The organism is Niveispirillum sp. FG156, from assembly GCF_057809555.1.
In genome coordinates, this window is record NZ_JBMDKE010000034.1 from 12,991 (window position 1) to 34,953 (window position 21,963).

Consider the following 21,963-nt stretch of genomic DNA (forward strand, 5'->3'; position numbering starts at 1 on the left):
CCCCGTCATTGCAGCCGGTCCGCCCGGCGTCCCAGGAAAGCCTGTATCCGGCCATGCCGTTCGGCGTTCAGGCTGTAGCCGGCGACCGCCAGCATTGACAGGCCCAGGCCGAGAACAGGGGCGAGGCCGGCCAGTAGGCGGAAGCCCGTCAGGGTGCCTTCGGCCTGTACGGCGCCCGGTACATAGCCGACACCGTCAAGCGCCAGCCCGCCCAGGAAGGCGGAGCCGCCCAGGGCCAGCTTCAAGATCAGGGAAGCCAGGCCATAGACCTTCGCCTCGTCCCGACGGCGGTGGCGCCAATGGGCGTAGTCCACGGCGTCGGGCAGCATGGACCACATGGCCACCGCATGCGCAGCATGGCCGAAAAAGATCAGCGTCAGGCAGGCCAGCGTCAGCCAGAGGCTGCCCGGTGGGGTGAAGGCCAGGGCGATGCCGCCCACGATGACCATGGCGCTGCCCACCTGCCAGGAGATGCCCTTGGACCAGGAGCGCGCAACCCAGACCCAGGCCGGCACGGCGGCGATGCCGGCGGCGGAAAACCATGTCAGGGCCTGGGCCGTCAGGGTGGCATCGCCGCCCAGATCATATTTCAGCAGGAAGGGCACATTGCGCATCAGCAGGCCCAGCGACAGGTGCAGCGCCACCGTGGCCGCCAGCAACCGCAGCAGCGGCCCGTTGCGCAGCACGCCACGCATGAAGCCACAAAGATCGGCGCGTAAGCCCAGATGCACCGGTTCCATGAGCGTGGCGGGTGGCGGCAGTTCACGCACCGACAGGGCGCAGGCGACATGGGCCAGTACGGCCAGGGCGCCTACACAGGCGGCAGCCGGGCTATAGCTGTCAAACCAGCCGGCCAGCAGCGGCAGCAGGGCCGAAACGGAGGTGGAGCCGGCAAAGGCCAGCAGCATGCGCCAGCCCGTCAGGCTGGCCCGTTCATCGCTGTTCCGCGTCATGGCGGCGGTCAGTGATGAATAGGGGATGGCCACCACCGCGTAGCAGGTGCGCAGCAGCATGTGGGTGCATGTTGCGAACAGCATCATCCCCGCCGATCCCGCCACCAGGAAGGCGGGCGGCGAAAAACACAGCCAGAAGGCGAAGGCCAGCGGCACCGTGCCGAACAGGATGAAGGGCCGATAGCGGCCCATCCGGGTCCGCGTGCGGTCGGATATGATCCCCATCAGCGGGTCCATGCCCGCATCCCAGACGGACGCGATCAGATAGGACAGCCCGGCATCCATCGCCGACAGGCCCAGCGCATCCATCTGAAAAAACAGAATGAACAGCAGCAGCGACTGCCAATAAAGATTGAGGCCGAAATCGCCCACGGCGTAGCCGATCTTGGCCTTGAGACCCAAAGTCCGCATGGTCGCCCGCTTGAACCCTCCCGGTGCCCGGTTTGCTACCGGGCTTGGGACCGGACGTTACGCGGTCGGCAAGGCTTGGTCGAGGGGGCATTTATCCCCGACGCCAGCGGATGGCACCCTTCCCCGGCGCAATAGGCAGCGGTTGTTTCAATCATGAGGCGCTTATGTTACCTCCCTCCTCACCAACCAAGCCTCACGAACCGGTATGACAAGGGGCCTTTCAATGCGTCTCAACCTCTCCATGAAGATTCTGCTGGCCAACCTGGCCATCCTGGCGCTGCTGCTGATCGCGGCGGTGGTGATGGCCATCGGGGCCAGCCAGCAGCGCGCCCAGGTGGCGGTCGCCAAGCAGGCCGCCGAACGCGCCGCCGATCAGGCCCTGACGCTGGTCACCATGGTGAAGGATATTCGCGGCGATGTGATGCGGGTGCAGCTCTGGCTGACCGATGTGTCGGCGACGCGCGGGCTGGAGGGGCTGGATACGGGGTTTGAGGAGGCGGAGAAGGCCCGCAACGATTTGCTGCGCAACATGAGTGCGGCACGCAAACACGCGGCGGGCATGGGGTTGACCGAGGTCGAGGCGGCGCTGGGCCGGTTGGAGGGGTTCGTCGCGAACTTCTATACCAAGGGCACGGCCATGGCGAAGGCCTATGTCAATAGCGGGCCGGAGGTGGGCAACATGCTGATGGGCGCCTTTGTCGGCGAAACCGATGGCATGTCAGCCGAACTGGACGCCGTGGCAGAGGATGTGCGCAAGGTGGCCGAGGCCGCCAAGCAGAAGATGCAGACGGAACTGGCCGCCGCCGATGCCATCGCGGCCAAGCTGACCTGGCTGATCCTGGCGCTGGCCGGGGTTGGGGTGGCGATTGCGGTCGTGGTGCTGCTGGCGCTGCGCAGCAATGTGGTCATGCCGCTGATCGGGCTGACGGGGGCCTTGACCCGGATCGGGCGCGGGGACCTGAAGGTGACGGTGCCGGCCATGGCCGACCGGCATGACGAGTTGGCCGATATGGCGCACGCCATCGAGGCGTTGCGCGACAGTGCCGCCGATGCCGCCCGCCTGCGCACCGAGCAGCAGGCAAAGGAGGCGGCGGCCGAGCAGCATCGCCGCACCGCCCTGCGCCATATGGCCGAAACGGTGGAGGCCGAAAGCCGGGCCAGCGTGGATGGCATCGCCGTGGAAACCAAGGATATGGACAGCGCCGCCGCCGCCATGGCCGACAGCGCGTCGCAGGTGCGCGACAGTGCCGCCAATGTCGCCAGTGCGGCCATGCACGCCCTGGCCAATGCCCAGGCCGTGGCTGGGGCGACAGAGGAACTGACCGCGTCGATCAATGAGATCAGCGCCCAGGTGGCGCATGCCACCAGCCTGTCGGGTCAGGCCGTGGAGCGCAGCCAGCGCACACGCGGCACCATCGACAGCCTGTCGGACGTGGTGGAGCAGATCGGTGGTGTGGCCAACCTGATCCGCGATATTGCCGAGCAGACCAACCTTCTGGCGCTCAACGCCACCATCGAGGCGGCACGGGCCGGCGATGCCGGCAAGGGATTTGCCGTTGTGGCGTCGGAGGTGAAGAACCTGGCGACGCAGACCACGCGGTCAACGGAAGAGATCACGGCCAAGATCCAGCTGATCCAGAGCGTCACCGCCGAGGCGGTGATGGCCGTGGAAGGCATTGCCGATGCCATCCGCGCCATGGATGAAGTGTCGGCGGGCATTGCGGAGGCCATGGAGGAACAGGCCGCCGCCACCAGCGAAATCTCCCGCAATGTCACCGAAACGGCGGAAGCCGCACAGGAGGTGGCGACCCGCATTGATACCGTCTCGCAGGAGGCCGGCAGCACCGGCGAAAAGGCCGCCGCCATGCGGGAAGTCGCCATGCGCATTGTGGGATCGGTCAGCGACCTGCGCCAGACCCTGGTTCGCGTGGTGCGCACCGCCACGGTGGATGTCGACCGCCGGCATGGGGAACGGCACGCGGTGGATCTTGAGGTGTCGGTGGAAGTGGCGGGGGAACGCCGCCAGGGCCGCCTGCTGAACATTTCCGCCGGCGGGGCGCTGGTTGAAGGCTTGGCGCTGGCCGAGGGGGCGCAAGGGCTGCTGTCGGTGCCGGGCCTGGAGGGCACGCTGCCGTTCCGGGTGAAGACGCGCGAGGGGGCGCAGAACGGCGTGGCGTTTGTTCTGGATGATGGCGAGAAGTTGCAGCTGGGCGGCAGGCTGGTGGATCGGTTTGCGGCGTAAGCTGTTGTGGTTGGCCATAATCAGCCCCGGCGGCGACTGCCGCCGCGCCGCCGGTGCGGCGAAGCCGGGGCGACCAATTAATCCAGTCGGGCAATTGGTTAGTCGTGCTTGCCCGCGGTGTTTTCGCCCCGGATGCCGGCCAGCACCCGGTGTGTGACCTCGCTGTCGCAGCCGAAGGGCCCCTGCGGGTCCATCAGCGTGCTGGCATCATCGGCGCCATGTGTGTGCATTATGGTGATTGATGTGGCGCTCATCACATCGGCCATGTCTGGTCCCCCTTTCATGATGACCTCAATGCTCCCGACTAAGCCGGTGAGTATGGCACCTATAAACAGGCCTTCCGCCTCCATGGAGTGAACCATGTTGCGGCAGCGCGGATCGCCCGACATTCGTGTATGTGCGTCGATCGTTTCCAACATTCCTCTGCTGTAGAGCATCAGCCCTATCTGATTTTTAACCTTGTCGCCGTTTCCTAGATAAAGCGCCTCTATTATTTCCCCTCGCTTGAACAAGGATTTGTTCAGCTTATACGTGGGGCGATTTGAGAGGATGTTGGACGCCAAAAAGAATACAAGAATAACAGGTATGAATGCAATTATAATCACAAGAAAATTTCTTCTGGCGGGTTTTATATTTTCCTCGATCTCGTCATAGTAAGAGTTATCATCCTCGTCGGAAGTACTCATATTTGCCCCCGGATTGAGATTTCAGGGGATATCATATATTAAAATGAGATAAATCGAATGATATTTATCGATAAAATTGTTTTCGTTCGCTCCATGCCTTGCACGTGACGGGCTGCTGACGGCTTTGGACGCTGGCTTATCGACGACACCGTACTCCCCCCCTCAACTCCCCCTATAGGTCGAATAGCTCCAGGGGCTGAGTAGCAGGGGGACGTGATAGTGGCCGTCGGCTTCTGCGATGGCGAAGCGCAGGGGGATTTCGTCCAGGAAGGGCGGGTCGGTGAGCGCCATACCCAGGCTGCGGAAATAGTCACCGGCCTGGAACAGCAGCTCATACCGACCAACGGGGATGGTGTCGCCCGACACTAGGGGGCTGTCGGTGCGGCCATCTCCGTTGGTCCATTCCGTTTTGATCAGGGTGCGCTGCCCATCCGCCAGGAAGAACAGTTCCAGTTTTAACCCGGCGGCGGGGCGCCCCGTGGCTGTGTCCAGGACATGCGTGCTCAGGCGGGCCATGTCGTGCTTACCAGTTCGGGTTGGTCATATTCTTTCAGGTCGGCCAGGAAATGGTCCTGATCGGCCAGCCAGAGGTCACGGATGATGCCCTGGACCAGCCGCTGCACCCCATATTTCATGCCGCTGATCGAGGCGCCGGACAGGCCCATGGAGAGGGTGGCGCCGAAGGTGAAGTTATGGATATTGGCCAGATGCGGGGCGCCGCCGGGCACACGCTCGGTAAACTGAAACGCATCACCCAGATAGGGATAGCGGATCAGCAGGGGGTTGCCTTCCCCCCTTGGCGGGGTGAAACGGTCGGCCCAGGTGGCGATATCCTTGGCAAAGGCCGCCACTTCGGGCCGGAAGGCCGCCTCCACGATGAAGCCGGTGCCGACCACCAGAAAGTCGAAGATCATCACGCCCTTGGGCGTGCCGACATGGATCTCGTCGCCTTCCATCCGCAGCCATTCCCAGGGGCAGGATGTGTGGAAGGCGAAGTTGGGATGCAGGACGCAGCGGTGGAACGTGTCCTGCGGCGGCGGCTGGTTCAGGTCAAAGATATGGCGCATGTAGCGCCAGCGATTGAGATCGCCCATGGCGGCGAAATGGCCCAGGAATCCGGAGAATTCCATCCAGCGATAGGGGTTAACACGCGGCAGGTCGGGCCGGCGCAGACAGAGATCGACCGAGGCGACGCCCGCTTCCAGCGCCGTGCCGGCATTGTCGAAGGCCGAGGCACCGGCGCCGAGCACGCCGATGCGTTTGCCTTTCAGTTCTGTGAAGTCGATGAATTCGGAGGTGTGGGCATAACGGCTTTCGGGAACCACGCCCCGGATGAAATCCGGCACATGCCAGCGCCCTGCCCCGTCAATGCCGGTGGCCAGCACCAGCTTGCGGGTCAGCAGCAGTTTTTCCCCATCGGGCGTGTCGACGGTCAGGCGCAGGATGCCGGTTTCATCCTCCGGCTCCACCCGCGTCAGGTCATATTCATTGCGCACGGGGATGTTCAGGGTCTGGCGATACCAGGACAGATATTCCTGCCAAACCTCCTTGGGCAGCTTGCCCAGGCTGGCCCAGGCATCAGTGCCAAACCGCGCCTCATACCAGGCGCGCGGCGTCAGGGACGGTACACCCAGGTCGGGACCGGTCAGGTGCTTGGGCGTGCGCAGGGTGATCATGCGGGCGAAGGTCACCCACGGCCCCTCCTGCCCCGCCTTGTTGCGGTCGATCACCAGGATATTGCCGACCTTTTCCCGCATCAGGCCAAAGGCGGTGGCCAATCCCGCCTGACCGCCACCGACAATCACCACGTCATAGACAGGGCCGTCAGCATGGGTGCGCGCCGGTACCCAGGGCCGGGCGGGATAATCCAGCAGGGTCAGGTCGCGGGCAACCTGGGCAGCGAGCGCTGCCAAACCATCATCACTCATGTCCCAAAAAGCCCCTCCAGGCGGAATTTGGCTATTTTGGCGACTTCTCCCAATGCTGTTTTCATTTCCACGGCGGGATCATTGTCCAGCCGGGTTGCCAGGGCAGCCTTGATGCTGTCCCTGGTATTTTCCTTCACCGCGATGATGAAGGGAAATCCGAAACGGTCGCGATAGGCGCTGTTATGTCGGTCGAACCAGTCAAACTCTTCATCGCTCAACCGGTCCAAGCTTAAGCCCGCCTGTTCGGCACTGCTGTGCGCCGTCAGGCCGCCGCCACGTGCCAGCTTGCCCGCCAGATCGGGATGGGCGCGCAGCAGCGACAGTTGCGCCGGGTGCCCTGCATCGCGCACGGCGCGGATCATGGCGTTGTGCAGTGCAACAATATCGGCGAAGGGCCGGGCCTCATACGCCGCCTCGGCCACCCAGGGGCTGTCCTCCCAAATCCCGCCTAACAAATGCACAAAGTCAGCGTGGGCCAAGCTGTTCAGCAGGGCGGGGGTGGGACGGGCGGGGACGGGTGCGGTGTCATCGGCCATGTCCCATCGTGCCATGGATTTTTTTGTGCGCAAGCGAAACGATCAATGACATCATCGCCATGATTGACCCCGGTTCCGGACCAGGAGTGTTTCGCGCATGAATGTCCCGTACCCCCGCGACCTTATCGGCTATGGCGCCCATCCGCCGCATCCGCGTTGGCCGGGCGATGCCCGCATCGCGGTGCAGATCGTGATGAATTACGAGGAGGGCGGGGAGAATTGCCTGCTGCACGGCGATGGGCAGTCGGAGGCCTATCTGCAGGAGGTGGTGGGCACGCAACCCTTGGCAGGGCAGCGCAACCTGTCGGTGGAGTCCGTTTACGAATATGGCAGCCGAGCCGGGTTCTGGCGGCTGATGCGGCTGTTCGACCGCTATGGGATCAAGATCACCTGCTACGCCGTCGCCATGGCGCTGGTCCGCCATCCCGATGCCGCGCGGGCCATGGTCGAGGCCGGGCATGAAATCGCCTCGCATGGCTGGCGCTGGATCGATTATCAGAATGTGCCGGAGGATGTGGAGCGGGAGCATATGCGCCTTGCCATCAACACGATCCGGGAACTGACGGGGGAACGGCCCTTAGGCTGGTACACGGGCCGGCTTGGGCCGAACACAAGGCGGCTGGTGGTGGAGGAGGGCGGGTTCCTCTATGATGCGGATGCCTATAATGACGACCTGCCCTATTGGTTGCCGCCCGGCACCTATGCGGGGCAGGGGGAGCCGCATCTGGTCATCCCCTATACGCTGGACGTCAATGACATGAAGTTTGGCACGGCCCAGGGCTTCAACCAGGGGGATGATTTCTTCATTTATGCCCGTGACGCCTTTGACGCGCTGTATGCGGAAGGCGAGACAGCGCCCAAGATGATGTCGGTCGGGCTGCATACCCGCCTGATCGGCCGGCCGGGGCGGGTGCGGGGCTTGGAGAAATTCCTGGACCATGTCATGGCGCATGACAAGGTCTGGGTGGCGCGGCGCGTGGATATTGCGCAGCATTGGCGGGCGGTGCATGCGTGGCTTGGGTGAGGGGTGTTGATCAAGCGGTGCAATGATTTCCTGGCGAGAATATCGTGGCAGCCCTTACGCAGCTTTGTCATGGCGGTGACTGCGGGGACATGCGTTGTTGGACTGTTACCAGCAATCTTGGTTGTGTCCGACATTCATGTGGATAATTGGCGAGACCTCACTAGAATCTTTGTGAAAATGGCTTACGTTCTTGGCGTGCCGATGATTTTTGTAACAACTGCAATGATTCTGGTTTGCTTGCCGTTGACGTGGTTTTTGCATCGGTTTGGTCTGGAATATTGGTTTATATATTTATTTTTTGGCGGCGTGACGGGCTTCATCATCATGCGGCTTTTCTTGGCTATCAGCTTTTCCATGAATGATGGGTTGTTTCTGCCAACGGTGGGCGCGCTTAGCGGCGCTGTTGCAGGAATTACGTGGTGGGCTGCCCGGCGTGATGGGTCGGATAGGCAGCAGGAGACTTGGCGGTAGGTTAGACTTGGCTAGGTATAGCAGATAATCAAGGTCCTTGCCGCCGATGCGCGTGTTGCAAAGCATTAGATCGGGTTTAAGTTGATTAGAAGTCCCTCTTATCGTCATCCCGGCGAAAGCCGGGACCCAGGGGCCATGGGAGCAGCGGTTGACGCTGCCGCAGTCGAACCTGCCGATGGGTCGGGCGCTTGACCCCTGGGTCCCGGCTTTCGCCGGGATGACGACATAGGGTGGCTTCACATAAACTTGTCCGTATCTCGGATTATTTCTAGCGGTTCCTCACTCCCCGCCCCAACCCCCCGGCGATGTCGGGCCCGTCTCGTCCGCGCGGACGCGGAACCAGGCGGCGTACATGGCGGGCAGGGAGTAGAGGGTGAGTGCGGTTGCCACGATCAGGCCGCCCATGATGGAGATGGCCATGGGTCCCCAGAAGCTGGAGCGCGAGAGTGGGATCATGGCCAGGACGGCGGCGGCGGCGGTGAGCGCGATGGGCCGCGCGCGGCGCACGGTTGCATCGACGATGGCGTCGAAACGGCCATGGCCGGCGGCGATATCCTGTTCGATCTGATCGACCAGGATGACGGCATTGCGCATGATCATGCCGGCCAGCGCGATCACGCCCAACTGCGCCACGAAGCCAAAGGGCTGATTGAACAACAGCAGGGCCAACGTCACCCCGATCAGGCCCAAAGGCGCTGTCAGGAAGACCAGGATCACGCGCTGGAAGCTTTGCAGCTGTACCATCAGCACCGTCAGCATCAGGACGATCATCACCGGCACGACCGCCATGATGGAGGCCTGACCCTTGGCGCTTTCCTCCACGGCACCGCCCACCTCAATCCGGTAGCCGGTGGGCAGCTTGGCGCGCAGGGGGCCCAGGACGGCTTCGATTTGTGCCACCACGGTCGGGGCCTGGATATTGCCCTTCAGGTCGGCGCGGACCGTCAGGGTCAGGTCGCGCGACCGGGTCCAGAGGATCGCTTCCTCCAGCCCATAGTCCAGGCGCGCCACCTGTGACAGCGGTACCGGCCCATTGGGGCCGCGCAGGCGCAGTTCGGCCAGACGGTCGGCGGCCACGCGTTCATCCTGACCGGCGCGCAGCACCACGTCGATCAGTTCGATTCCTTCGCGATATTGCGTGGCGGTATAGCCGGTCATCACCGTCTGCAGCGCCAGGGCCAGATCCTGGCTGGTGACGCCCAGCGCGCGGGCCCGGTCCTGATCCACGACCAGACGCACCGATTTCAGCTTTTCCGTCCAGTCGAGATTGACGTCCACGGTGTTGGGATTGGCGCGCATCAAGTCGCGCAGGTCGCTGGCAATGCTGCGCAGCATTTCCGGGTCACGGCCCATGATGCGGAACTGCACCGGATAGCCCACGGGCGGGCCGTTTTCCAGCCGCGCCACGCGGGTGCGGACGTCGGGGAAGCGGGTTTCCAGATCACGCGGCAGGGTGCGGGCCATCTCCACGGTCCGTTCCAGCGACTTGGTCACTACAATGAACTGCGCGAAATTGGGACGCTTCAGCTCCTGGTTCAGGGGCAGGTAGAAGCGCGGCGCGCCATTGCCGACAAAGGCGCTATAGCTGGCGATGCCGTCATCCTTGGCGAACAATGCCTCCAGCTCCTTCACGCGGGCCTGGGTGACATTGATGGAGGTGCCTTCGGGCAGTTCCAGATCGACCACCAGTTCCAGGCGGGCGGAATTGGGGAAGAATTGCTGCTGCACAAGGCCGAAGCCGGCGATGGAGATGACGAAGGCCCCCACCGTCGCCGCGATCACCATGTAGCGATGGCGCACGGTCCAGACCAGGCTGGCCCGCAGCCGGCGGTACAGCGGCTTCTGATAGGCAGCGTTATGATCCTCGCCATGTCCGCCATCCAGGTTCTGCGGCAGCATCTTGTAGCCCAGATAGGGCGTGAAGATGACGGCCACCAGCCAGGAAACCAGCAGGGCCGTGGCCACCACCCAGAAGATGGCGCCCGTATATTCACCCGCCGCCGAATGGGCAAAACCCACGGGCACGAAACCCGCCGCCGTGACCAGCGTGCCCGACAGCATGGGGAAGGCCGTGGAGGTCCAGGCGAAGGCCGCAGCCTTGGCCCGGTCCCAGCCCTGTTCCAGCTTCACCATCATCATTTCGACCGCGATGATGGCGTCATCGACCAGCAGGCCCAGCGCGATGATCAGGGCGCCGATGGAGATTTTATGCAGGTCGATGCCGGCCATCTTCATCACGCCGAAAGTAACGGCCAGCACCAGCGGCACTGACAGCGCCACCACAACGCCGGTGCGCAGGCCCAGCGACAGGAAGGTGACGACCAGCACGATGGCCAGGGCCTCCGCCAGGGCGCTGGCGAATTCATCGATGCTCTCGCGCACCACGGTCGGCTGGTCGGCCACCAGGGCGATGTCGATCCCTTGCGGCAAGGCGGCCTGGATGGTCTTCATCTCCGCCTTGACGGCGTCGCCCAGCTTCAGGATGTCGCCGCCGGCGGCCATGGCGATGGCCAGACCCGTCACCGGCTGTCCATTATGGCGCATCAGGGTTTCCGCCGGGTCCTGAGCCGCGCGGCGCACGCTGGCAATATCGCCCAGGCGCAGCAGGCGGCCACCGGCCTGGATCGGCAGCTGTGCCACCTGCTCCTCGGTCTTCAAGGCGCCGGTGACGCGCACGCGGATACGGTCGGTGCCGGTATCGATCAGGCCGGTCGGGTTGACGGCGTTCTGCGCCGCCAGGGCCTGCCCGATCTGCTGTACCGTCACGCCCAGCGAGGCGAGGCGGCCCGTATCGAATTCCACATAGATTTTTTCATCCTGCACGCCCAACAGGTCGACCTTGCCGATGGACGGCAGGGTCAGCAAACGTTGGCGGGCGGCCAGCAGGACCTGACGCATCTCGGTCTGGCTGAACCCGTCGCCCGTGAAGGCATAGATGATGCCGAACGTATCGCCGAATTCATCGTTGAATTGCGGGCCGATGACGCCGGCGGGCAGGTTGTGGGCCATGTCACCCACGCGCTTGCGCACCTGATACCAGATATCGGGCAGAGTGTCGGACCGGGTGTAGTCATGCAGGTTGATGAAGATCACCGTTTCGCCCGGTCGTGCATAGGACCGGGTGAAGTGATAGTTCGGCACCTGCTGCAGGGTCTGTTCGATACGGTCGGTGACCTGTTCCTGCATCTCCCGCGCGGTGGCGCCCGGCCATTGCGCCGTCACCACCATGGTGCGGATGGCGAATTGCGGGTCTTCGGCCCGGCCCAGCGTCACGAAGGAATAGGCGCCGACAGCCAGCGACATGATGATCATGAACAGCACAAGCGCCTGATGCCGGATGGCCCAGGCGGAAAGGTTCAATCCGCTCACGGCAGGCCCCCATCCCAGACGCGCACGGGCAGATTGGCATCCAGACGGTGGGCACCGGCGGTCACCACCAACTCACCCTCCTTCACCCCGGATTTCACGGCGACACCATCGGGACGGTAGGCCGTAACCTCCACCGGGCGCAGCAGCACCCGGTCCTTGGACGGGGCCAATACCCAGACGGCGGGCTTGTCCCCCTGATGGAACAGGGCGGAGGAGGGGAGCACGGCCAGGGCGGCGGCATCCGCCTCGGGGAAGCTGACGCGGGCCGTCATGCCCAGACGCACGGCGTCGGGCGCATTGGCGGGCAGGGTGACGCGCAGGCGGAAGGTGCGGCTGGCCGGATCGGCCACGGGTGTGATTTCGCGGATGGTGCCGGCAAGATTGATATCGCCATCGGCCCAGAGCGCGACAGTGGCGGTACCGCCAGCGGACAGGTGGGCAAGGTCGCCCTCCGCCACATCGATGGCCACTTCGCGGCCCAGGTCGGTCGCCATGCGCAGCACGGTCTGGCCATCGCCCACCATCTGGCCGGCATCGGCCAGGACGGCGGTGATCACCCCGCCCTGATCCAGGGTCAGGGACCCGTAGGCGCGCTGGTTGCGGGCGATGGACAGGGTGGATGCGGCCTCCCGCTTCTGCGCGGCGGCCGCATCGGCGGCTGCCTTCACCCGGTCGAACTGCGCCTGCGACACGGTGCCGGAGGACAGAAGCGGTGTGTAGCGTTTCAGGTCGGCGGCGGTCTGTGCGGCCTGCGCCTCGGCCTGGGCCAGCCGCGCTTCGGCGGCTTTCAGCGACAGTTCCAGGTCGGTCGGGTCCAGGCGGGCCAGGGTCTGGCCGGGCTTCACCCGGTCACCCACCTCCACCAGACGCGCCGCGATGCGGCCACCGACGCGAAAACCGGCCTGCACCTCCGTCCGGGGGACGATGGTCCCCGTGAAGGAACGGGCGGCGTGGGCGTCCTTGAAGCTGACCGGGGCCACGCGCACGGGGCGAACCGTGGCCTGTTCCGCCTCCTTCGCCCCGCAACCGGCCAGAACCAATGGCAGGATGACGGCCAGAACCGCCCCCCGCCCCCGGATGAAACCGGTGCCCCGAACCCCCACCATGATATTACCCCCAACTCTCGTTTACAGTTCCTCAAACGCCGGCGCTGCATCCGCAGCTTGGCTTACGCGGCACGGGCCGCGCGGCGGCAGTCGCCGCCGGAATGGTTTTCCCAACGAAGGAAAACCATTCTTAAGCGATACTGACGGACAGGATAATGTAACGTACATTACAGTTTTCAAGTGACGGCCATCACGCCCCGTTGCAGGACCGGCACCCCGAATGCGATGATCCGGACATGAGCATAGAAAACGAAGCCGATATCGACGCCGCCGACCATACGCCCCGCATGGCAGCGCGCCGTCAGGCCATGATCGACGCCGCCGCCGCCGTGTTTTTCGAACAGGGCTTTGAACGGGCCAGTCTTTCCGCCATCGTGCGCCGGTCGGGCGGCTCACTCTCTACACTCTACCAGCTTTTCGGCAGCAAGGAGGGGTTGTTCGAGGCCATGGTGACGCAGCGCTGTGCGGAGATCATGGAACCGCTGACGGCCCCGCACCTACCCGACCAGTGCCCGCGCGAAACCCTGACCCGCATCGCACGCGGCCTGATGGGCGTGCTGATGGACCCGGAGGCACAGGGGCTGTGGCGGATGGTGATGGGGGAGGGGATCAAGTTCCCACGCCTGCCGGAGATCTATTTCCGCTGCGGGCCGGACCCGCTGCAGGCCGCCATGATCAGGTACCTGGGCGAACTGCATGAACGCGGCGTGGTGCAGTGCCCCGATGTGGGTTCTGTGGTCAATGCCTTCTGCGGCATGATCCAGAGCGATCTGTTCTACCGCACCGTCACCGGTATGCGCCCCATTCCGGACAATGGCGAGATTGAGCGGCATGTGCAGAAGGTTGTGGACCTGTTCATGCGGATCATCGCGGTTGGTGCCGCATCATCCGAGCATGTGCCAGGCCATGCGCCCCACCAGAAAGGCGTTCACCAGCATCAGTAGGGGCGTCAGGCGGGCGGCGGTGCTGCGCCAGCGGTGGGCGGCGGCCCCTCCCAGCAGGCCGATGGCCAGCAGGGCCGGTACCGTGCCCGCCCCGAAGGCCGCCATCATGATCAGTCCGGCCAGCGGGTCGCCCGTCCCCATGGCGGAGGCCAGCCCGGCATAGACCAGACCGCAAGGCAGCAGCCCCAGGGTCAGGCCCAGCAGATAGCCGTTAAGCCCGAGGGGCCGCGCGAAAAGCGGGCGCAAGGGTGCCGTCAAACGCTGTCCCAGCCCGATGGCCAGCCCACCACCCGTACCGCCCGCCAGCCGGGGGAACAGGCCGATCAGCCCCTGGCGCAGGAACAGCAGGGAAGCCAGCGACAGGATGAAGGCCAGCAGCCAGGACACGCCCGTCATCCGCGTCACCGCCCCACCGCCCGCCGCCACCAGGGTGCCCAGGGCGGCATAGGTGGTGATGCGGCCCAGATGATAGGGCAGCAGCATCGACCCGCGCGCCCGCCGTAACAATATGTCGGCCTTAGTCGCCGGCGCTGCATCCGCAGCTTGGCTTTCGCGGCATGGGCCGCGCGGCGGCAGTCGCCGCCGGCGCTGCTTCCGGTCAACCGAAAGCAGCGCTGAAGCGGGACCCGGCAGATTGGCGCAGGCCCCGACCTGGGCCAGCACGAACGGCCCGCACATGCCCACGCAATGCGACAGCCCGCCCAGCATCCCCGTCGTGAACATCGCCACCGCCAGCGACCAGACCATGAAATCCATGATTTTCCCCTTGGTACAGGGTGGTTATGGCATGGGCGGCGGGGTGGGGTCGTTGATGGGGATCAATTGTTTGGTCGGCGAAGGGTGTTCTGCTCCGCCTTCACAGCCCCTACCGCCTTCGCCCATATGCGCTAAGTTAGCCACTCGCACATTGTTGCCTCCCCCGCTTTCGCGGGGAAAGCATCGCAGGGCAAATGCTTACCGTAGCGTCTATGGGCTTTCGCCGGGATGACGATAGGGGGTGCTAAAGCCGATCTGGCAACCTGCTACGCCGCTTCGTAAGTCGCCGTGATCACCCCAAGCTGCCAATCATCCTTGCCCGTCGTGCCCGACGGCGTCAGGGAGACGGTCATCACCCCGTTCGGCATGGGGAGCGGAGTGGACGTGGCCGGCAGGTTCGGGTCAGCCGGTGGGACGTAGGGCTGCTGAAGCACGCCGGGGACGAAGTTCTGGGCGTAGCTGCTGATGGCGCTTGTCGTCATCGTCACCGTTAAGGTGACGGATGTGCCCGGTCCGATTCGCATGGTCGGGATGGGGGCGGTGGGGACGTCGATGGTGGAGATCGGCGTGGCGATCACATCGAACGTGGCTTTGCTTTCCACGGTACTTGCGGCGGTGAAGGCAGCCTCGAAATAGTAATAGCCGGGATTCTGCGGCGCGCCCGGCGCCGTCTCTCCCGCTGCCAAAGTGACATTGAAAGGCGAGATGTCCCCCGTCCCCTGATAATTGGAACTGCTGAAACTGACCTGAAACGGGCATTTGTTGACGATCTGGAACATGAAGCCGGTGGCCACGACAACCCTCCATTGTTCGCCCCGCACCGATCTGCGCAGATGATCGATCCGGAGTCATACGCCGACACTCTGAAGTGTAACCACCGCGCCCGCAATGCCCGTTACAGCAGCTCTTCCCTCACCGCTCACTATCCATATGCGCCAGCAACGCCGCTGGATACCGCTCCCCTGCCGCCGCATCCTTGGGCACCGCCGCCTCGATGGCCGCCAGTTCCGCTGCCGACAGCACCAGACCTGCCGCACCCAAGCTCTCGGCCAGGCGATCCCGCCGCCGCGCCCCGATCACCGGCACGATATCCGCCCCGCGTGAGGCGACCCAGGCGATGGCCACCTGGGCCACGCTGGCCCCGATCCGCTCCGCCACCCCGCGCAGCGCCTCGACCAGGGTCAGGTTATGATCCAGGTTCGGCCCCTGGAAACGCGGGCTCATGGCGCGGAAGCCGGCATTGCCGCTGTCCTTCGACCAATGGCCGCTGATCAGCCCGCGTGACAGCACGCCATAGGCCGTGATGCCGATGCCCAATTCGCGGCAGGTGGGCAGGATCGCGGCCTCGATCCCCCGGCTGATCAGGGAATATTCGATCTGCAGGTCGCAGATCGGATGCACCGACGCGGCGCGGCGGATCGTGTCCGCCCCCACCTCCGACAGGCCGATATGGCGGACAAAGCCTTCCCGGACCAGATCGGCGATGGCGCCCACCGTCTCCTCGATCGGCACCTCGCTGTCCAGACGGGAGGGGCGGTAGATGTCGATATAGTCGGTGCCCAGCCGTTTCAGGCTGTAGGCCACGAAATTGCGCACCGATTTCGCGCGCCCGTCATAGCCCAGGAAGGCCCCATCCGGCCCGCGCACGGCCCCGAACTTCACCGACAACACCACATCCTCGCGCCGCCGGTCCTTCAACGCCTCGGCGATCAGCATCTCATTATGGCCCATGCCATAGAAATCGCCCGTATCCAGGACATTGATGCCGGCATCCAGTGCCGCATGGATGGTGGCGATGCTTTCGGCCCGGTCGGCGGGGCCATACATATCGGACATGCCCATGCAGCCCAGGGCCAGGGGCGCGGTGGCAGGCCCATGGGCCCAGATAGTGCGGTGCGTCAGCATGATGCAGCTCCCTGTTCAGGTTTTGATGCCCTATCGTGCCATCGTCCCCACTGTGCGATAATCTGCTCAAGTCAACATGACCTGTTCGGAAATCCGTACAATGCGACCCCACTCCCTTGCCGATCTCGATGCCTTCCTGTCGGTCGCCCGTCACCGCAGCTTTCGCCGCGCGGCCCGCGACCGGGGCGTGTCAGCCTCCACCCTGTCCCAGGCCGTGCGTGATCTGGAGGAAGCCGTCGGCATCCGTTTGCTGCACCGCACAACGCGCAGCGTAACCCCGACGGAGGCGGGCCAACGCCTGATCGACAGCCTGTCCCCGGCCATGGATGCCGTGACCCAGGCGCTGGATGGCTTGAACGAGTACCGTGACAGCACGTTCGGCACCCTGCGCCTCAACGTGCCCTCCATCGTGGCGCGCACGGTCCTGCCCGATCTGCTGGCCCCATTCCTGACGGCCCATCCCGGCATAAGGCTGGATGTGGAGGATAATAACGCCCTGGTCGATATCTTCGCCGCCGGCTTCGATGCCGGCGTGCGGTACGAGGAGGCGCTGGCCCAGGACATGGTGGCCCTCCCCATTGGCCCCCGCATGCAGCGCTATATCCTGGCCGCCTCACCGTCGCATGTTGCGCAGCATGGAATGCCAGAACACCCGACCGACCTGCTGTCCCGCCCCTGCCTGCGTCACCGTTTCCACGATGCCGGCCCTTTGGCTTGGGAGTTTGAGCGGCAGGGGGAAGTGCTGAAACTGCACCCGGAGGGGCCGCTGGTCAGTTCCAGCACGCCCCTGCTGCTGCGCGCCGCCCTGGACGGTCTGGGCTGGATCTACACGTTCGAGGATCTGCTGGCCGACCATTTCGCCGCCGGCACCTTGGTTCCCGCCCTGCCCGACTGGTCGCTGTCCTTCTCCGGCCCCTTCCTTTATTACAGCAGCCGTCGGCACGTGCCGGGGCCGCTCAGGGCTCTGGTGGACTGGCTGCGCAGCCATCGATCCTGATCGCGATCGTAGCGCGGATTAGCGAAGCGTAATCCGCGGAGCAACGATGGGGCAGGCATTCCGCGGATTACGCTTCGCTAATCCGCGCTACAAAACCGCCATCGAAAACCCATCGGTCAGAATTTCGTGCCATTCGCATAACATAGATTATGTCCTGGCCTCCCGTTGAGATTGCCTAAACTGTCGCCCCGCCAAACGCCACCCGCAACGCCCGGCCCTCCCGCCTGACCGCCTTCACCCGGCCCCAGAGCATCCAGGCCCAGACCAGCGCCAGGAAGATGGACGGCCCGTCCCCGTCCATGACGTCCAGCCCCTTGACCCAGGTCAGCACATAAAGCGGCCCCACCAGCGAGAGGATCAGAACCAGCCGCAGCAGACGCGGCGGCCAGGGCTGCTCCGGGACAAGCCGCAGCGCCCCCTCAAACGGCACAGGCCGCGCACAGACCTCCGTCACAAAGAACAGCCGCAGCGCGGCACACCACAGGAACCCCGCAACCGCCAAGGCCAGCGCCAAAGGCCAGTTTGCCTCGGCCAGCAACAGCGCCACCAGCGTCAGACCCAGCCCCGCCGCCATCGCGGCAACACAGCCACCCCGCAGCCAGCCCATCCGATCATCCCGAATGCGGGCAATACGCGGCCTGATCCCCTGCGCCACCCGCTCCGCCGACAGGACCGGCGGCTCCAGCAGCGGCGTGACCCGCTCATGCCAGTAAAGATGGCCCTGGTCATCCTGATACAGCGGCATCGCGGATCAAGCCGGGCGGGAAGGGGTTCGCAACAGGGACAGCAAAAAATGCCCCGTCAGCACCAGGAACACGACAAAACCACCGCCCATCAACAAGGCGCCCGCCTGGTGCCACGGGCCGATCTGATCGGGGGTCAGCATCTCGATGGTCATGGACAGGAACATGGTGGCAAGGGACAGTTTTCCAGACAGTTCCAGCAGCAGCGCGCCCCATGGCTGTGGCCGCAGCAGGTACAGGGTGGTGGTGGGCACCATCCGCATGCCGCTGCGCCGTGGGATCACCAGATTACCGACGAGGGCGACCAAGACGGACAGGGCCGGAAACAGGCCAGCCTGTTCCCGCCCGCCAGTGGCCAGCAGCAGCAGCGCCACCGATGCCAACACCAGGGCAACACACCCGATCAGCCGCCCGGACCAGAGCAGGCTGTCCAGCCGGTGCCCATGGATAAGGAACGGTTGTTCCCACGGTACCATCCGGCCCCCTTCCTTCGGGGCCGGGATCACCGCCCCCGCCGCATCGGACCAGTACAGATTACCCAGGTCATCCTGGTAGAGCGCCATTCCCGTGCCTCGTTCAGGTTGCAGCCTTGGCGATATATACCCGCATAATGTCAGCGGAGCGCCCCGGATTCAACGGCAATCACGATCCGTTTCCCTGTCAGCGCAGCCCATGATATAGGTTTATTATCCTTAAGCGGTCTGCACCCAACCCACACCGAAAATCCGGTCTCCGTGCAACAGAGGTAAAAATCATGTTTCACACCGTTGCATCTGCGCCGAAAATCCGGGATGACACCACGCACCACCCCGGATTTTCGTCCCACATCAGATCTTCGGCACGAACGTCACCGGCGCCCCGTCCTGCTTGTGCACCGTGCCCCGGCGCATGACGAACTGCACGCGGCTCAGTTCGGTCACATCCTCGATGGGGCTCTTGGCGACGGCGATGATGTCGGCATCCTTGCCGGCTTCCAGGGTGCCGATGCGGTTGCCCCGGTCCAGAAGGTCGGCGGCGTTCACGGTGGCGGCCTTGATGGCGTCAGCAGCCGGCATGCCGGCATCGACCATCAGCTTGAACTCATAGGCGTTCTCGCCATGCTGCGACACGCCGCTATCGGTGCCGAAGGCGACCTTGACGCCGTTCTTCACGGCATTGCCGAAGCTGACCTTCATCCGCTCGCCCACATCCAGGGCCTTGGCGGCCTGGGCCGGGGTCAGGGTGGTGCTGTTCTTGGCCATGTTCACAACGGTATGGCCGGCCAGCAATGTGGGCACCAGATAGGCGCCGGACTGCTTGAACAGCTTGATGCTGTCGGCATCCATGAACGACCCGTGCTCCACGCTGTCCACACCGCTGCGCAGGGCCAGGTTGACACCGCCCGCCGCATGGGCGTGGCTGGCCACCTTCTTGCCCATCATATGGGCGGTGTCGATGATGGCCTTGGCCTCATCCTCGAACATCTGCTGGCCGGTGCCGGCGGCGATGTTGGACAGCACACCGCCCGTGGTGGCCAGCTTGATGACGTCGGCCCCCTTGCGGATCTGCTCCCGCACGGCGCGGCGGCAATCATCGGCGCCGTTGCAGATGCTTTCGGGCCGCAACGCGTGGGTCACTTCCTCGCTAAAGCCGTTGACGTCGCCATGCCCGGCGGTGATGGAGATCATCATGCCGGCGGCCACGATGGACGGCCCCGCGACCTCGCCCTTGGTTATGGCATCGCGCAGGGCAAAGCCGGTGCGGGCGGGGGAGCCCAGGTCACGGACCGTGGTAAAGCCGGCCATCAGGGTGCGGTTGGCATAGACGACACCGTCCAGCACCGTCTCCTCCGGATCGTCCTGCACCTCGGCCAGTTGCGACCGGGCATTCAGTTCGCCCGTGATATGCACATGGCAATCGATCAGGCCGGGCAGGACAAAGGCATTCTTCAGGTCGATGGTCCGCGCATCGGCGGGCGCGCCGGCGGAGGCGGCATCCAGATAACCGGCCTTGACCGCGCTGACCTTGCCGTCGGTGACGACCAGCGTCTGCTGGCTCAACGGCTTCTGCCCCGGAACCGCCAGCAGGGTACCGGCATGGATCAGCACCGTTTCGGCGCCCGCCGCCCCGGTCAACAGCGCAACAGACGCCACGGCCCCCGCCAGACGGCGGCGCCAGATGGAATGCATGGACATGGAATTGCCTCACCCGGTGTTGTTATCCGTTACGGATGAAATGACCGGGTTCGGCGACAAAGGCAAGCAGCCCGTGCCCATCAAGAGCGTAGCGCGGATTAGCGGAGCGTAATCCGCGGATAACCCCGTCGCCAGCCCGCGGATTACGGCTTCGCCTAATCCGCGCTACACCTCGTCCTTCACGGCGATCATGGCCAGCGCCGCCAGCAGCCAGGACACCCCACCCAACACCAGCGCCCAGATGGCCTCGCCCCCGAACCCGGCGCGCAGCACGGCGCCCAGGATGCTGGCGGCCAGGACCTGCGGCACCACGATGAAGATGTTGAAGATGCCCATATAGACACCCATCTTCGCCGCCGGCACCGCCGCCGACAGAATGGAATAGGGGGCCGACAGGATCGACGACCAAGCAAAGCCGACCCCGATCATGGGCAGCCACAGCAGGGCCGGGTCCGTGATGAACATGAAGCTGATCAGGCCGGCCCCGCCCAGGCACAGGCTGAGCATATGCGCCCCCCGCCGCCCGATGACCCGCGCAATCACGGGCAGCAGGAAGGCGGCAATGGCCGCCACGCCATTATAGACGGCGAACAGCAGACCGACCCAGTCGGCCCCGTCATTATAGGCCTGGGACGCCGTATCGCTGGTGCCATAATGAAAGGCGGTGACGGCAGAGGTGGTGTAGATCCACATGGCGAACAGCGCGAACCAGCTGAAGAACTGCACAAAGGCCAGCCGGCGCATCACCGCCGGCATGGCGAACAGGTCCTCCATCACCTCGCTGAACCCGTTCTGGCCGTTGCCGGCGTTCTTCAGCCCGGCATGAACCAGCAGGCACAGGCCAAAACCGATCAGACCGGCCCCCAGGATATAGACCTCTTTTTCCAGGCCCAGTAGGCCAACCGCCGCCGTCACAACGGCACCGATAAGGACCGACATCAGGCCCCAGCGGCGGAAATCGCCGGCGGGACGGTCGGGGCGCGTCGCGGCATCCACCCCGCGCTGCGCCAGCCGTGCCGCCTCGAACGCCGCCATCTGTTCGGGCGAATATTCCTTCGTGGTCAGCACCGTCCACATCACGGCGATGAAGATGGCCGCCGCCCCCACATAGAAGGCGATATGCACCGTCAACGGCACAACGCCGGGGGCTGCCGTATTGTCCATGCCGAACCAGTGGGTCAGCATCCAGGGCAGGGCGGAAGCGCCCACGGCCCCCACCCCGATGAAAAAGCTCTGTGCCGCAAACCCGCTCATCCGCTGCTCATCAGGCAGCAGGTCGCCGACAAAGGCGCGGAACGGTTCCATGGTGATATTGATGCTGGCATCCAGGATCCACAGCATTGACGCCGCAAACCATAAGGCCGGCGACGATGGCATGATCAGCAGCGACAGCGTGACCAGGATGGCCCCGACCAGGAAATAGGGCCGGCGGCGGCCCAGCCGTCCCCAGGTCTTGTCCGACATATGCCCGACAATGGGCTGCACCAGCAGACCGGTCAGGGGGGCCGCGACCCACAGAATGGCCAGCTCATTAATATCGGCGCCCAGCGTCTGGAAAATGCGGCTGGCATTGGCGTTCTGCAACCCGAACGCCACCTGGATACCCAGGAAGCCGATGGACATGTTCCAGATCTGGATCAGGCTCAGCCTGGGCTTCTGCATGGTCCCGTTTCCCCCCGAAGGATTATGTTTATTGACCGCGACCATGCGGGGGGTGT

General features: G+C 64.5%; 19 protein-coding genes. 5 read left to right on the top strand and 14 right to left on the bottom strand.

Features of this window, described 5'->3' with window-relative positions; all coding sequences use genetic code 11:
- Window positions 1-5 precede the first annotated feature (5 nt).
- Window positions 6-1,364: an MFS transporter gene (locus tag ACODSP_RS20195; RefSeq protein WP_488967347.1), complete on the bottom strand. Its 1,359-nt coding sequence runs from the start codon at window positions 1,362-1,364 to the stop codon at window positions 6-8.
- 223 nt (window positions 1,365-1,587) lie between these two features.
- Here ACODSP_RS20195 and ACODSP_RS20200 point away from each other — a divergent pair, with 223 nt between their 5' ends.
- The gene (locus tag ACODSP_RS20200) at window positions 1,588-3,606 is read left to right on the top strand and encodes a methyl-accepting chemotaxis protein (protein WP_488967348.1); all 2,019 of its coding nucleotides are present in this window, start codon (window positions 1,588-1,590) and stop codon (window positions 3,604-3,606) included.
- Between the two features lie 98 nt (window positions 3,607-3,704).
- On the opposite strand, the gene ACODSP_RS20205 is transcribed toward ACODSP_RS20200, so the two are convergent.
- The 4 genes from ACODSP_RS20205 to uraD form a co-directional block, all read right to left on the bottom strand.
- Complete coding sequence (locus ACODSP_RS20205) at window positions 3,705-4,292, bottom strand: hypothetical protein (RefSeq protein ID WP_488967349.1); 588 nt, start codon at window positions 4,290-4,292, stop codon at window positions 3,705-3,707.
- Between the two features lie 162 nt (window positions 4,293-4,454).
- Window positions 4,455-4,808: a hydroxyisourate hydrolase gene (uraH, locus tag ACODSP_RS20210; protein ID WP_488967350.1), complete on the bottom strand. Its 354-nt coding sequence runs from the start codon at window positions 4,806-4,808 to the stop codon at window positions 4,455-4,457.
- Entirely contained in the window at window positions 4,796-6,220 is a 1,425-nt protein-coding gene (locus ACODSP_RS20215) for an NAD(P)-binding domain-containing protein (protein ID WP_488967351.1), read from the bottom strand. Before ACODSP_RS20215 ends, uraH begins: the two co-directional genes overlap by 13 nt.
- A complete protein-coding gene (gene uraD, locus ACODSP_RS20220) occupies window positions 6,217-6,756 on the bottom strand; it encodes a 2-oxo-4-hydroxy-4-carboxy-5-ureidoimidazoline decarboxylase (protein WP_488967352.1) in 540 nt (179 codons plus the stop codon). The genes ACODSP_RS20215 and uraD overlap by 4 nt, the downstream gene beginning before the upstream one ends.
- A 97-nt stretch (window positions 6,757-6,853) precedes the next feature.
- Here uraD and puuE point away from each other — a divergent pair, with 97 nt between their 5' ends.
- Both puuE and ACODSP_RS20230 read left to right on the top strand, forming a co-directional pair.
- Window positions 6,854-7,780, top strand: a complete 927-nt coding sequence (gene puuE / locus ACODSP_RS20225) for an allantoinase PuuE (RefSeq protein ID WP_488967353.1) — start codon at window positions 6,854-6,856, stop codon at window positions 7,778-7,780.
- Window positions 7,781-7,957: 177 nt separating this feature from the next.
- The gene (locus ACODSP_RS20230; RefSeq protein ID WP_488967354.1) at window positions 7,958-8,251 is read left to right on the top strand and encodes a hypothetical protein; all 294 of its coding nucleotides are present in this window, start codon (window positions 7,958-7,960) and stop codon (window positions 8,249-8,251) included.
- Between the two features lie 279 nt (window positions 8,252-8,530).
- Here the strand turns inward: ACODSP_RS20230 and ACODSP_RS20235 are convergent, their stop codons facing one another.
- Together ACODSP_RS20235 and ACODSP_RS20240 are read right to left on the bottom strand one after the other, a co-directional pair.
- On the bottom strand, window positions 8,531-11,620 hold the full coding sequence (locus ACODSP_RS20235; RefSeq protein ID WP_488967355.1) for an efflux RND transporter permease subunit: 3,090 nt from the start codon (window positions 11,618-11,620) through the stop codon (window positions 8,531-8,533).
- The gene (locus ACODSP_RS20240; RefSeq protein ID WP_488967356.1) at window positions 11,617-12,726 is read right to left on the bottom strand and encodes an efflux RND transporter periplasmic adaptor subunit; all 1,110 of its coding nucleotides are present in this window, start codon (window positions 12,724-12,726) and stop codon (window positions 11,617-11,619) included. The genes ACODSP_RS20235 and ACODSP_RS20240 overlap by 4 nt, the downstream gene beginning before the upstream one ends.
- A 236-nt stretch (window positions 12,727-12,962) precedes the next feature.
- Between ACODSP_RS20240 and ACODSP_RS20245 the strand changes: the two genes are divergently transcribed.
- Complete coding sequence (locus ACODSP_RS20245; protein ID WP_488967357.1) at window positions 12,963-13,670, top strand: TetR/AcrR family transcriptional regulator; 708 nt, start codon at window positions 12,963-12,965, stop codon at window positions 13,668-13,670.
- Here the strand turns inward: ACODSP_RS20245 and ACODSP_RS20250 are convergent.
- The 3 genes from ACODSP_RS20250 to ACODSP_RS20260 form a co-directional block, all read right to left on the bottom strand.
- Window positions 13,611-14,426, bottom strand: a complete 816-nt coding sequence (locus ACODSP_RS20250) for a sulfite exporter TauE/SafE family protein (RefSeq protein ID WP_488967358.1) — start codon at window positions 14,424-14,426, stop codon at window positions 13,611-13,613. The two genes, ACODSP_RS20245 and ACODSP_RS20250, sit on opposite strands and share 60 nt — an antisense overlap.
- A 266-nt stretch (window positions 14,427-14,692) precedes the next feature.
- A complete protein-coding gene (locus ACODSP_RS20255) occupies window positions 14,693-15,220 on the bottom strand; it encodes a hypothetical protein (protein WP_488967359.1) in 528 nt (175 codons plus the stop codon).
- A 118-nt stretch (window positions 15,221-15,338) separates the two neighbouring features.
- Complete coding sequence (locus tag ACODSP_RS20260; RefSeq protein WP_488967360.1) at window positions 15,339-16,331, bottom strand: aldo/keto reductase; 993 nt, start codon at window positions 16,329-16,331, stop codon at window positions 15,339-15,341.
- A gap of 100 nt (window positions 16,332-16,431) precedes the next feature.
- On the opposite strand from ACODSP_RS20260, the gene ACODSP_RS20265 reads away from it, so the two are divergent.
- A complete protein-coding gene (locus ACODSP_RS20265) occupies window positions 16,432-17,328 on the top strand; it encodes a LysR family transcriptional regulator (protein WP_488967361.1) in 897 nt (298 codons plus the stop codon).
- Between the two features lie 175 nt (window positions 17,329-17,503).
- Here ACODSP_RS20265 and ACODSP_RS20270 read toward each other — a convergent pair whose 3' ends face one another.
- From ACODSP_RS20270 to ACODSP_RS20285, 4 genes are all read right to left on the bottom strand, one after another.
- Window positions 17,504-18,073, bottom strand: coding sequence for a hypothetical protein (locus ACODSP_RS20270; RefSeq protein WP_488967362.1), 570 nt, complete (start codon window positions 18,071-18,073; stop codon window positions 17,504-17,506).
- 6 nt (window positions 18,074-18,079) lie between these two features.
- On the bottom strand, window positions 18,080-18,634 hold the full coding sequence (locus ACODSP_RS20275; protein WP_488967363.1) for a hypothetical protein: 555 nt from the start codon (window positions 18,632-18,634) through the stop codon (window positions 18,080-18,082).
- Between the two features lie 264 nt (window positions 18,635-18,898).
- Complete coding sequence (locus ACODSP_RS20280; RefSeq protein ID WP_488967364.1) at window positions 18,899-20,245, bottom strand: metal-dependent hydrolase family protein; 1,347 nt, start codon at window positions 20,243-20,245, stop codon at window positions 18,899-18,901.
- Window positions 20,246-20,410: 165 nt separating this feature from the next.
- Complete coding sequence (locus tag ACODSP_RS20285; RefSeq protein WP_488967365.1) at window positions 20,411-21,907, bottom strand: MFS transporter; 1,497 nt, start codon at window positions 21,905-21,907, stop codon at window positions 20,411-20,413.
- Between the last annotated feature and the right edge of the window lie 56 nt (window positions 21,908-21,963).